This is a genomic window from Frigoribacterium sp. CFBP9030, assembly GCF_034045195.1.
Lineage (GTDB): Bacteria > Actinomycetota > Actinomycetes > Actinomycetales > Microbacteriaceae > Frigoribacterium.
Window position 1 is genome coordinate 310501 of record NZ_JAXCWG010000001.1, and the last position, 11754, is coordinate 322254.

Sequence of the window (11754 nt, forward strand, 5' to 3'; positions counted from 1 at the left end):
GCGTGTCGCGACTCCTCGACGGCGGGGGAGCCGAGGAGGCGCGGGTCGGCACCTCAGGTCAGGTCGCCCGCCCCGATGGCCTCGGCCTCGACGGCGGCCGGCTCGGGCCCGTCGTCGACGCGACGGAGCGCCTTGCGGGCCGCGATCACCACCACGAGGGCGACGGCGACGCTCGCCGCGGCGAACACGTACGCCGCGCTCGGCGCGATCGTGTCGGCCAGGAGGGTCGCGACCGGAGGCGCCACCGCTCCGCCGAGGAACCTCACGCCCGAGTAGGCGCTCGAGGCGACCGAGCGGGGCAGGTCGGTGGCCTCCATCACCGACTCGGTCAGAACCGTGTTGAGCACGCCGAGCACGAGCCCGCCGACGACGACGCAGACGACCAGGGCCGCAGGGGTGCCGACGACGATCGCCGCGGCGACGAGGTCGAGCGCCAGCAGGGGGAGGGCGATCTTCAGCACGGTGGTGCGCTTCATCCGGGCCGTGAGCATCGGCGCGACCCAGACCGAGGTGACGGCCAGCCCGACGCCCCAGCCGAAGAACGTGAAGCCGATGCCGAGCGCCCCGAAGCCGAGCGGATAGGGCGTGTAGGCGAGCAGCACGAAGAAGCCGATGTTGTAGAACAGCGCGGTCGCGGCGAGGGCGCCGAGCGCCGGACGGGCCAGGGCGCGGAAGGGCGCCGAGAGCCGGGTCGGCGTCGGCTTCTCCATCGAGCCGGATTTCAGGAACAGCACGATCGCGATGAACGCCACGGCCATCAGGGTCGTCACGCCGAAGAACGGGCCGCGCCAGCTCACCGAGCCCAGCAGGCCGCCGATCAGCGGTCCGATCGCGATGCCGAGCCCGAGCGCCGCCTCGTACAGGATGATCGCCGAGGCCGTGCCGCCGCTCGCGGCGCCCACGATCGTGGCGAGGGCCGTCGAGATGAAGAGCGCGTTGCCGAGCCCCCAGCCGGCACGGAACCCGATGATCGACCCGACGTCGCCGCTCGTGGCTGCGAGCAGGGCGAACACGACGATCAGCGCCAGCCCGATCAGCAGGGTCCTCTTCGCGCCGAGTCGGCTCGAGACGAAGCTGGTGAAGAACATCGCGACCCCGGTGACCGCGAGGTAGCTGGTGAAGAGCAGCTCGGTCTGAGTCGGCGTCGCGCGCAGCGACTCGGCGATCGCGGGCAGGATCGGGTCGACGAGGCCGATGCCCATGAACGCGACGACGCAGGCGAACGCGATGGCCCAGACCGCCGTCGGCTGGTGCAGGATGCTGGGTTTCGAGGGCGCTGCCGGAGGCGCGGTGACGGCGGACGAGGAGGCGCGGCTCATGCGGGCACCGCCTCGGTGCTCACGCGGGTGGCGAGCAGCTGCGCGGCGTGGTCGAGCACGCCCCATTCGGCCTCGTCGAGGTCGGCGAACAGCGCCCCGAGGGCGTCGGCCAGCTGGGCCCGCCAGTCGACGAGGGCGCGGGTGCCCTTGTCGCTGATCGCGATCAGCCAGGCGCGCGAGTCGTCGACGTCGGCGATGCGGTAGACGAGCTCGTCGTCGACGAGCCCGCGGAGGAGCTTCGTCATGGTGGGCTGGCTGACGCGGCTCGCCTTGGCGAGGTCGCCCACCCGCAGGCTGCCGTCGGTCGTGAGGATCGACAGCGTGCGCCAGACGGCGGGGGAGGTGGTGCGGCCGGTCTCCTGCGCGGCGATGCGCGTCAGGCGATGGGTCGACGTCAGGAGGGATTCCAGGATGTCGGTCGGCTGTGAAGTCATGCCGAGCAGTCTATAGCCAAGCTATATAGCTTGGCTAATCAAACAGGGGCGACTGACGGACGGCGGCAACCTGGGCACCGACTCCGCGCCTCCTGGTAGACCTGTGGCATGACAGACAGCAAGCCCACCGTGGCCGAGGGATCCGAGTACGTCGTCTTCTTCGAGGGCGGCCCCAGTGACGGCGCCACCGACACGCGCATCAGCACCGACGGCGGCTACGACGACGAGATCACCGACTTCGTGCTGGTCGACGGCATGGAGACCGGCATCGTCTACACCGCCACCGAGGCGAAGATGGTCGGCGAGCAGCTGCAGGTGCACTACTCGCTCGACGTGAAGGACAGCGACCCGGTGGTCGACCCCGAAGACCGGAACGACGACCGCGACAACTGACAGCGGGGGCTCCGGCCACCGACAGCAGGACCGCAGGAGGCGCGGGGGAACATTCCCCCGCGCCTCCTCGTTGTGCCCGGCATGATGCTCGAGCTGTACACGTCCGCCTTCTGCGGTCCCTGCCACGCGGCTCGCGCCGTCGTCGCCGAGGCCCGCGCCCTGGTGCCGGGGCTCTCGGTCGACGAGGCCGATGTGGCCCACCGACCGGGCGACGCCGAGGCGCGCGACGTGCGCAGCACCCCGACGATCGTCGTCACCCGCGACGACGGCGAGGTCGTGTTCCGGGCCGAGGGCGCGCCGACGCTCGACAAGCTGCTCGGGGCGCTCGCGCTGGCCCTCTGAGAGCCCCGGGCATAGGCGGTTCATAGGGATCGCGCGGCGCAGCCATCGGCTCGTGCAAGGGGTCCGATAGCCGGGTCGCCGACCGTGGTCGCATGCCAGACGACGACATCCTCAGACCCCTGCCCGCCCCCGCCGGTCCGTTGCGGCTCGACATCGTCGTGCCCGTCCACGACGAGGCCGACACGCTCGAGACCAGCATCGGCGACCTGCACGCCCACCTGACGCGACACGTCGCCGAACGCTGGCGAGTGACCATCGCCGACAACGCCAGCACCGACGGCACGGCCGAGCTCGCCGACCTGCTCGTGGCCCGGCTGCCCGGCGTCACCGCCGTCCATCTCGCCGAGAAGGGACGGGGCCGGGCCCTCAAGCAGGTCTGGTCGGAGTCGCCGGCCGAGGTGCTCGTCTACCTCGACGAAGACCTCTCCACCGACCTCTCGGCCCTCGGCCCCCTCGTGGCGCCGCTGCTGTCGGGGCACTCCGACCTCGCCATCGGCACCCGGCTCAGCCGCTCGTCTCGCGTCGTGCGAGGCGGCAGGCGCGAGTTCATCTCGCGCAGCTACAACTTCCTGCTGCGACGCACGATGGGGGTCGGCTTCAGCGACGCGCAGTGCGGGTTCAAGGCGATCCGGCGCGATGCCGCCGCGCAGCTGCTGCCGCTCGTCGAGGACACCGGGTGGTTCTTCGACACGGAGCTGCTGATCCTGGCCGAGCGGTCGGGCCTGCGGATCCACGAGGTGCCGGTCGACTGGGTCGACGATCCCGACAGCTCGGTCGACATCGTGGCGACGGCGACGGCCGACCTCAAGGGCATGGTGCGCGTCGGTGCGGGCATCGCGCGGGGCACGATCCCCGTCCAGGCCGTGTACGAGGCGATCGGGAGGCGCCCGTTCGAGTCCTCCGCGCCTCCTGCCTTCTTCTCGCAGGTGGTGAGGTTCGGCGCCGTGGGCGTGGCCTCGACGGCGGCCTACGCGCTGCTGTACCTCGTGGCGCAGCAGGTGATGCCCGCCCAGTCGGCGAACTTCCTCTCGCTTCTCGTCACAGCCGTGCTGAACACGGCGGCCAACCGGCGGTTCACGTTCGGGGTCCGAGGCGCGCGGGGCGTCGCCCGCCATCAGCTGCAGGGGCTCGGCGTCTTCATGCTCGCGTGGCTGCTCACCTCGGGGTCGCTCGTGGTGCTGCATGCGGCGGCGCCGTCGGCCGACGCGCACGCCGAGCTCGTCGTCCTGACCGCGGCGAACCTCGTCGCGACCGTGCTGCGGTTCGTGCTGCTGCGGGTCTGGGTGTTCCGGTCGGAGGCGACGCACGTCACCCCGGGCCCGGCCGACGACCGGATGCCCCGAGAGTCACCGGGCACGGCGCCCGACCCGACCGCGCTGTCCGGCACGGTCACGGGCGACGACGACGTCACGGCGGTCGGCCGATGAGCGCCGGCACGACCTCGATGCCGGTCGAGCGTCCTCTCGCCGACCGTCCTCTCGCCGACCGTCCGGAGGCTGCGCGTGCTGCCGGCCCGCGCCTCCGTTCTCTCGGTCGACGCTTCGTCCGCGGCCGGGAGGGAGCGGCGGCGTGGGAGCGCCCAGCCTTCATCGCCCTGCTCGTCGCGACCGCTGGGTTCTATCTGATCAACCTGTCGGCGAACGGGTGGGCGAACTCGTTCTACTCGGCCGCCGTGCAGGCGGGTTCGCAGAGCTGGGAGGCGTTCTTCTACGGATCGTCCGACGCGGCGAACTCGATCACCGTCGACAAGCCGCCGGCCAGCCTGTGGTTCATGGCGCTGTCCGTCCGCCTGTTCGGGTTGTCGTCGTTCAGCATCCTGCTGCCCGAGGTGCTGATGGGTGTGGCGACCGTCGGCCTCGTCTGGGCCACGGTGCGTCGGCACTCCTCCGCGACGGCCGCCTTCGTGGCGGGCGGTGTGCTCGCGCTCACGCCGGTGGCCGTGCTGATGTTCCGCTTCAACAACCCCGACGCGCTGCTCGTGCTGCTGCTGACCCTCGCGACGTACCTGACGCTCCGCGGTGTCGAGTCGGGGCGCATCCGCTGGGTGGTGTGGGCCGGCGTCGCCATCGGCTTCGGGTTCCTGACGAAGCAGCTGCAGGCGTTCGTCATCCTCCCCGTGCTGGCCGGCGTCTATCTGATCGCGGCGCCCGTCATCCTGCGCAAGCGGGTGCTGCATCTGCTGGCGGCGCTCGCCGCGGTGGTCGTGTCGGCCGGATGGTGGGTCGCCGTCGTCGAGCTGGTGCCCGAGAGCATGCGGCCCTACGTCGGCGGTTCGCAGAACGACTCCTTCCTGGAGCTCACCTTCGGCTACAACGGCCTCGGGCGGCTGACCGGTGACGAGACCGGCAGCGTGACGGGAGGAGGCGGTGGTGCGGCCACCGGGGCGACCGGCATGTGGGGGGAGACCGGCATCACGAGACTCTTCACCGGCGAGTTCGGCGGTCAGATCACCTGGCTGCTGCCCGCCGCGCTGATCGTCGGACTCGTCGCGCTGGTGCTGCTCGGCTTCCGGCACCGGACCTCCGCACGGCGGGCGACCCTGCTGCTCTTCGGCGGCTGGATGGTGCTGACCGCGCTCGTCTTCAGCTTCATGTCGGGCATCTTCCACGCGTACTACACCGTCGCCCTGGCGCCGGCGATCGCCGTGACCCTCGGAGCCGGGGCCGACGTGCTGTGGCGTCGTCGGCACCGCCTCGTCGTCCGGATCGTCCTCGCCGTGACGGCCCTGCTGACCGGGGCCTGGGCATGGGTGCTGCTGTCGAGATCCGAGTCGTGGCAGCCCTGGATCAGGTTCGTCGTCGTGGGCCTCGCCCTCGTCGGAGCCGTGCTCGTCCTGCTGCCCCGCCGGGGGCGCACGCTCACGGTGACGACCCTCGCGGTGCTGCTCACCGGCTCGCTCCTCGCTCCGGCCGCCTACTCGGTCGAGACCGTGGCGACCGCGCACACGGGGTCGATCGTGACGGCCGGACCGTCGGTGTCGGGAGGCATCGGCGGATTCGGCGGCGGCGGCGCCGGCGGTGGCGGTGGCGCGGGTGGTTTCGGCGGAGGCGGCACCGGTGGTGGTGCCGGCGGGCCCGGCGGCGCAGCGGGTGGTACGCCGCCGCAGATGCCCACGGGCGGTTTCGGAGCGACCTCGCCGGGGACGGCAGGAGGCGCGGGCACCGGCACCGGGACGGCACCCGCAGACGGTGGTGCGGGCGGCGGCGGTGCGGGGTCCCTGCTCGGCGCCGACACCGTCAGCGACGAACTGGCCGCCGTCGTCGGGGCGGACGCCGACGACTACACCTGGGTGGCGGCTGCTGTCGGCTCCAACGGCGCCGCGGGGTATCAGTTGGCGACGGGTGATCCCGTCATGGCGATCGGCGGGTTCAACGGCAGCGACCCGTCGCCGACGCTCGAGGAGTTCGAGCAGTACGTCGCCGACGGAGAGATCCATTACTTCGTCGGAGGGTCGATCGGCGCGTCGAACGGCGGCAGCTCGGAGTCGAGCGACATCGCGGCCTGGGTCGAGGCGAACTTCACACCCACCGAGGTCGACGGGGTCACGCTGTACGACCTGACCGACCCCGTCGGCTGACCCGCCGTCACACCGCCCGACACGAACCGGACACCGCGCGCTGGCGCGGTGTCCGGTTCACCACGCGGTGCCCGACGGAGCCGGGACGGACGAGGAGGCGCGGTATCGTTGATCGTCCGCCCCCGTAGCTCAGCGGATAGAGCAGGAGCCTTCTAATCTCTTGGTCGCAGGTTCGATTCCTGCCGGGGGCACCACGACGCAGATCTCGCGGTGCTTCTCATCTCTTGGTCGCAGGTTCGATTCCTGCCGGGGGCACCACCATGCGGCGATGACCCCTGCCAGACGTCTCAGGCGAAGCGGAAGCAGTCGGTGGCGTCGGCGCGACTCCAGAACTCGCCGATCTCGACGAACCGTCGCTGACGGGCGATGAACCGCTTGGCCCGGTACTTCTCGCCCTGCGGGTCGGCGAACCGCTCGACGTACCCGAGCACCTCCCCGCCCGGGCGGGTGACCCGTGCGAGATCGTCACGGACCTGCACGAGTCGCAGACCACCTCGGGTCTCGTCGAGCTGGAATCGGGGTTCGTCGTGCGTGTGCGTGCTCGCCGAGGCGAGCGAGGTGTGCGGGGCGGGGAAGGCGGTGGTGGTCATGAGGTGCTCCTGAGGTCATCCGGCCGATGCTGTCGAGAACACCTCCGACGCTACGGTCGACCACTGACATTCCCGCAGCCGACCGCCCCCGATGGCGCGACCAGGACCGCGGCCTCCACGGCGACGGACGCCCCGGCCCCCGCCCCTCAGGCCGCCGCAGCCCCGCGCCGCCCGGTCAGCGCCCCGTGCCGTCGACCGCGAGCGGCTCGATCGCCGCCAGCTCGTCGTCCGTGAGCGCCGCGCTGTGCAGGGCGTCGAGGCTGTCGTCGAGCTGCGCGACGGACGACGCGCCGATGAGCGCGCTCGTGACCGCGGGCTGCCGCAGCACCCAGGTCAGGGCGAGCTGCGCGAGCGACTGGCCCCGCGCCTCCGCGATGCCGTTCAGGCCCCTGACCCGCTCGAGGTAGGTCTCGCTGAGGGCCTCCTCGGTGAACCAGCGGCCCTCGGCCATGCGGGAGCCCGCGGGCGCCTCGCCCGAGAGGTAGCGCCCGGTGAGCAGTCCGCCGGCGAGGGGCGAGAAGACGATCGATCCGACCCCCCGCTTGAGGAGGGTGTCGAAGAGGCCGTTCTCGGGCTTGCGGTCGAACATGTTGTAGCGCGGCTGGTGGATGAGCAGCGGCACCCCCTCGGCGGCGAGCGCGTCCGCCGCGGCGACCGTCTGCTCGGGCGAGTAGTTCGAGATGCCGGCGTAGAGGGCCTTGCCCTGGCGGACGGCCGTGGCGAGGGCGCCCATCGTCTCCTCGATCGGGGTCTCGGGATCGGGCCGGTGCGAGTAGAAGACGTCGACGTAGTCGAGACCCAGGCGACCGAGGCTCGCGTCGAGCGACGACAGCAGGTACTTGCGCGATCCGCCGTCGCCGTACGGACCCGGCCACATGTCGTAGCCGGCCTTCGACGAGACGACGAGCTCGTCGCGGTACGGGCGCAGGTTCGCGGCGACGATGCGACCGAACTGCTCTTCGGCCGAGCCGTAGGGAGGCCCGTAGTTGTTCGCGAGGTCGAAATGGGTGACGCCGCGGTCGAACGCACGGAGGACGATGTCGCGCTGGGTCTCGAGCGCGCGATCGGTGCCGAAGTTGTTCCAGAGACCGAGCGAGATGCGCGGCAGTCGGAGGCCGCTCCGGCCGGTGCGTACGTAGTCGAGCTTCGAGTACCGTGCGTCGTCGGCCACGTAGGGGGTGAAGGGTGATCTCATGGCAACACCCTAGGGTGCGGCGGTGCGGGCGCCCCGGTCCTCTCGGTGGGCGGGGGAGTACATTCCGGGCGAGGGCGACCCGTCGGTCAGCGGACCGCGTGTCGTCACCGTTCTCCGTCGCCTCGCTGCCGCGGGCGACGACCTACAGAGAGGTGCTCGACGATGAGCGACCAGACGACGACGAGACAGACCTGGGTGGCCGTCGGCCCCTCCGGGACGGTGGGCTCCATCCACCGCACGGACGAGGGCTTCGCGGTCCGCATGCCTTCGCGCGACTCCGACGAGGGTGCGGTGTTCCCGACCCTGGCCGTGGCGAAGAGCGCGCTGTTCGCGGCGCTCGGACCCGGCGCGGACTACCCGGAGTTCCACGAGCACTGACACCGGCCGCCGATATCGGCCACCGACACCGGGCGCGGTCATGATCCCTCCCCGATCGACCCGTCGCCGTCGCCGTCCACAGGGAGGCGCGGTACGGGTCGATCGGCGGCCCCGCGGTCGCGAGACTCGCCCCATGACCGACATCATCACCCTCACAGGGACCATCGCCACCGATCCGCGCACCGTCACGACCGAGGCCGGCCTCGACATCGCCAGCTTCCGCCTGGCGAGCACCATCCGTCGCTACGACCGCTCGACCGACACCTGGTCGGACGGCGAGACGAACTGGTACACCGTCACCGCCTTCCGGGCCATCGCCGGCAACGTCGCGGCCAGCGTCAAGAAGGGCGACCGCGTGCTCGTCACGGGCCGCCTCCGAGTGCGCCCCTGGCAGAACGGCGACCGATCGGGCACCACCGTCGAGATCGACGCCGACGCCATGGGGCACGACCTCCGGTGGGGTCGATCGACCTTCACCCGGTCGTCGGCCGCCGCCGTGGCGCCGTCGTCGAACGACGCACCCGAGCAGGTCGAGCAGCCCGAGCGGGCGGACGACACGGACGGCGTGGACGCCGAGGAGGCGCGGCGCGGGTCTCCCACGACGCCCGCGGCCGACGGATGGTCGGTCGCGCCCCTCGGCGCCGACGAGTCGGGTGCCTCGACGCCCGGTGCCGACGGGCCGGGCGTGCGCGACCTCGAGAGCATCGACACGCCCTTCTGATCGACCCGTAGAATCGGCAGCGGCTCCGCCCGGGCCGCATGATCGTCCGCGAAGAGGAAGGCCCGCCGTGCCCCGCTCGCGTCTCGCGCCGTCCGCCGTGGTGCTGCTGGCCCTGGCCTTCGGGGCGGCGGGCTGCACCTCGAGCCCCGACCCGATCGCGACCGACCCCGTGCCGAGCGCATCCGCGACGGCGGCGGCCACCTCCCTCGCGGCGGACGCCCCGATCGACGAGGCCCGAGCCTTCTTCGACCGGGTCAACAGCTCGTACCTCGACGGCGGGGGAGCGACCGACGGGCGGTCGCTCGTCGACAACCTCGTCGCGGCCGGGTTCGACAAGGCCGACATGCAGGTCACGAGCGACACGACGTCGATCGGTCGAGAGGCCGACTCGATCCAGTTCTCCGTGCTGCGCGGCGAAGACTGCCTCGTCGGTCAGGCGGGGTCGACCGGCTACTCCAGCCAGGTCGCCCCGGTGCTCGGCACGGGCGACTGCCTGATCGGCACGACGCGGACCATCGACTGGTGACCCGGGCGCCATCGGCGCCCTCCTCTTCGTTCTCACCCACCGGGGCGCATCGCCCTGCCCGATAGACTGGACCCCATGGCCGAATACATTTACTCGATGGTGCGCGCCCGCAAGGCGGTCGGCGACAAGCTGATCCTCGACGACGTCACGATGTCGTTCATCCCCGGCGCCAAGATCGGCGTCGTGGGGCCCAACGGCGCCGGCAAGTCGACGATCCTGAAGATCATGGCGGGGCTCGACACCCCCAGCAACGGCGAGGCGAAGCTCAGCCCCGGCTACACCGTCGGCATCCTCATGCAAGAGCCAGAGCTCGACGAGACCAAGACCGTGCTCGAGAACGTCCAGGAGGGCGTCGGTCCGATCAAGCAGAAGCTCGACCGCTTCAACGAGGTATCGGCCGCCATGGCCGAGCCCGACGCCGACTTCGATGCGCTGCTCGCCGAGATGGGCACCCTCCAGGAGGACATCGACGCCGCCGACGCGTGGGATCTCGACTCGCAGCTCGAGCAGGCGATGTCCGCCCTCCGCACGCCCCCGGGCGACGCCGAGGTCGCGAACCTCTCCGGTGGTGAGAAGCGCCGCGTCGCGCTGTGCAAGCTGCTGCTGCAGAAGCCCGACCTCCTCCTGCTCGACGAGCCCACCAACCACCTCGACGCCGAGAGCGTGCTCTGGCTCGAGCAGCACCTCAGCAAGTACCCCGGCGCCGTGCTCGCCGTGACCCACGACCGGTACTTCCTCGACCACGTCGCCGAGTGGATCGCCGAGGTCGACCGCGGTCGTCTCTACCCCTACGAGGGCAACTACTCGACCTACCTCGAGAAGAAGGGCGAGCGCCTGCAGGTGCAGGGCAAGAAAGACGCCAAGCTGGCGAAGCGCCTCGCCTCCGAGCTCGAGTGGGTCCGCAGCAACGCCAAGGGCCGCCAGGCGAAGTCCAAGGCGCGTCTGGCCCGCTACGAAGAGATGGCGAACGAGGCCGAGCGCACACGCACCCTCGACTTCGAGGAGATCGTGATCCCCGTCGGGCCGCGACTCGGCTCGCAGGTCATCGACGCGCACAAGCTGCACAAGTCCTTCGGCGACCGCGTCCTGATCGACGATCTCTCGTTCACGCTGCCCCGCAACGGCATCGTGGGTGTCATCGGCCCGAACGGCGTCGGCAAGACGACCCTGTTCAAGACGGTCGTCGGTCTCGAGCCGCTCGACGGCGGCGAGCTCAAGGTCGGCGAGACGGTCGACATCTCGTACGTCGACCAGAGCCGCGGTGGCATCGACCCGAACAAGAACCTGTGGGAGGTCGTCTCCGAGGGGCACGACTACATCCAGGTCGGCAAGACCGAGATCCCGTCGCGGGCCTACGTCTCGCAGTTCGGATTCAAGGGCCCCGATCAGCAGAAGAAGGCCGGTGTGCTCTCCGGTGGTGAGCGCAACCGCCTCAACCTGGCGCTCACCCTCAAGCAGGGCGGCAACCTCCTGCTGCTCGACGAGCCCACGAACGACCTGGACGTCGAGACCCTCGGCAGCCTCGAGAACGCTCTGCTCGAGTTCCCCGGCTGCGCCGTGGTCATCACCCACGACCGGTGGTTCCTCGACCGCATCGCGACGCACATCCTCTCGTGGGAGGGGCTGAACGACGACGGCACGCCGAAGTGGTACTGGTTCGAGGGCAACTTCGAGGCCTACGAAGAGAACAAGATCGAACGTCTCGGTGCCGACGCCGCCAAGCCCAGCTCGGCGACGTACCGCAAGCTGACCCGCGACTGAGATGACCCGCCTGCACGTTCCGACCCGGGTCCGCTGGAGCGACCTCGACGGGTACCGGCACGTGAACAACGCGTCGATGCTGCGCCTCCTCGAAGAGGCGCGCATCGACGCGTTCTGGTCGGCCGACGGCGAGGTCGACCAGACATCGGGTGCGGCGGTCCTCGACGGCAGCCCCGGTGCCGACACGATGACCCTCATCGCTCGTCAGGAGCTCGAGTACCTGCTGCCCATCCCGTACCTCAGGGCGCCGCTCGACATCCAGGTCTGGGTCGGTCGGCTCGGCGGCGCCAGCCTCGAGGTCTGCTACGAGGTGTGGTCACCACTCGGCGTCGAACCGCGGCAGCTCTTCACCAAGGCGGCGACGACCATCGTGCTCGTCGACACGCCGACGAACACGCCGCGACGGATCTCGGCCCGCGAACGCGCCGCATGGGAGCCCTTCGTCGAGCCGCCGCTGACCTTCCGTCGTCGCTGAGTCGCGCCTCACCGAACCCGCGCTCGAGCACCACGAGCGGCCT

Annotated in this window: 13 protein-coding genes and 1 tRNA gene; 10 read left to right on the forward strand and 4 right to left on the reverse strand. The window is 71.0% G+C overall.

What is annotated here, in order from left to right; all coding sequences use genetic code 11:
• Positions 1-53: 53 nt before the first annotated feature.
• Together SOM13_RS01415 and SOM13_RS01420 are read right to left on the reverse strand one after the other, a co-directional pair.
• Entirely contained in the window at positions 54-1319 is a 1266-nt protein-coding gene (locus SOM13_RS01415; RefSeq protein WP_320478701.1) for an MFS transporter, read from the reverse strand.
• Positions 1316-1753, reverse strand: a complete 438-nt coding sequence (locus SOM13_RS01420; protein ID WP_192059916.1) for a MarR family winged helix-turn-helix transcriptional regulator — start codon at positions 1751-1753, stop codon at positions 1316-1318. The genes SOM13_RS01415 and SOM13_RS01420 overlap by 4 nt, the downstream gene beginning before the upstream one ends.
• Positions 1754-1861: 108 nt before the next feature.
• Between SOM13_RS01420 and SOM13_RS01425 the strand changes: the two genes are divergently transcribed.
• The 5 genes from SOM13_RS01425 (at position 1862) to SOM13_RS01445 (ending at position 6259) form a co-directional block, all read left to right on the forward strand.
• Positions 1862-2146, forward strand: a complete 285-nt coding sequence (locus tag SOM13_RS01425) for an oligoribonuclease (RefSeq protein WP_243214208.1) — start codon at positions 1862-1864, stop codon at positions 2144-2146.
• A gap of 81 nt (positions 2147-2227) precedes the next feature.
• Entirely contained in the window at positions 2228-2488 is a 261-nt protein-coding gene (locus SOM13_RS01430; RefSeq protein ID WP_192059919.1) for a thioredoxin domain-containing protein, read from the forward strand.
• 92 nt (positions 2489-2580) lie between these two features.
• Positions 2581-3915, forward strand: coding sequence for a bifunctional glycosyltransferase family 2/GtrA family protein (locus tag SOM13_RS01435; protein WP_192059920.1), 1335 nt, complete (start codon positions 2581-2583; stop codon positions 3913-3915).
• Positions 3912-6065, forward strand: a complete 2154-nt coding sequence (locus tag SOM13_RS01440) for a glycosyltransferase family 39 protein (RefSeq protein ID WP_320478702.1) — start codon at positions 3912-3914, stop codon at positions 6063-6065. Before SOM13_RS01435 ends, SOM13_RS01440 begins: the two co-directional genes overlap by 4 nt.
• Before the next feature lie 118 nt (positions 6066-6183).
• Positions 6184-6259, forward strand: a tRNA-Arg gene (locus tag SOM13_RS01445).
• Between the two features lie 93 nt (positions 6260-6352).
• Here SOM13_RS01445 and SOM13_RS01450 read toward each other — a convergent pair.
• Together SOM13_RS01450 and SOM13_RS01455 are read right to left on the reverse strand one after the other, a co-directional pair.
• The gene (locus tag SOM13_RS01450; protein WP_320478703.1) at positions 6353-6655 is read right to left on the reverse strand and encodes a hypothetical protein; all 303 of its coding nucleotides are present in this window, start codon (positions 6653-6655) and stop codon (positions 6353-6355) included.
• A gap of 175 nt (positions 6656-6830) precedes the next feature.
• Positions 6831-7850, reverse strand: a complete 1020-nt coding sequence (locus tag SOM13_RS01455; RefSeq protein WP_320478704.1) for an aldo/keto reductase — start codon at positions 7848-7850, stop codon at positions 6831-6833.
• Positions 7851-8012: 162 nt separating this feature from the next.
• Here SOM13_RS01455 and SOM13_RS01460 point away from each other — a divergent pair, with 162 nt between their 5' ends.
• The 5 genes from SOM13_RS01460 to SOM13_RS01480 all read left to right on the forward strand — a co-directional run bounded on the left by SOM13_RS01460 (position 8013) and on the right by SOM13_RS01480 (position 11711).
• Positions 8013-8228, forward strand: a complete 216-nt coding sequence (locus tag SOM13_RS01460; RefSeq protein ID WP_320476951.1) for a methyltransferase — start codon at positions 8013-8015, stop codon at positions 8226-8228.
• Between the two features lie 133 nt (positions 8229-8361).
• Entirely contained in the window at positions 8362-8949 is a 588-nt protein-coding gene (ssb, locus tag SOM13_RS01465) for a single-stranded DNA-binding protein (protein ID WP_320478705.1), read from the forward strand.
• A gap of 67 nt (positions 8950-9016) precedes the next feature.
• Positions 9017-9475, forward strand: a complete 459-nt coding sequence (locus SOM13_RS01470; protein ID WP_320478706.1) for a DUF6993 domain-containing protein — start codon at positions 9017-9019, stop codon at positions 9473-9475.
• A 75-nt stretch (positions 9476-9550) separates the two neighbouring features.
• Positions 9551-11236: an energy-dependent translational throttle protein EttA gene (ettA, locus tag SOM13_RS01475; RefSeq protein WP_192059933.1), complete on the forward strand. Its 1686-nt coding sequence runs from the start codon at positions 9551-9553 to the stop codon at positions 11234-11236.
• A 1-nt stretch (position 11237) separates the two neighbouring features.
• Positions 11238-11711, forward strand: coding sequence for a thioesterase family protein (locus SOM13_RS01480; protein WP_320478707.1), 474 nt, complete (start codon positions 11238-11240; stop codon positions 11709-11711).
• Positions 11712-11754 lie beyond the last annotated feature (43 nt).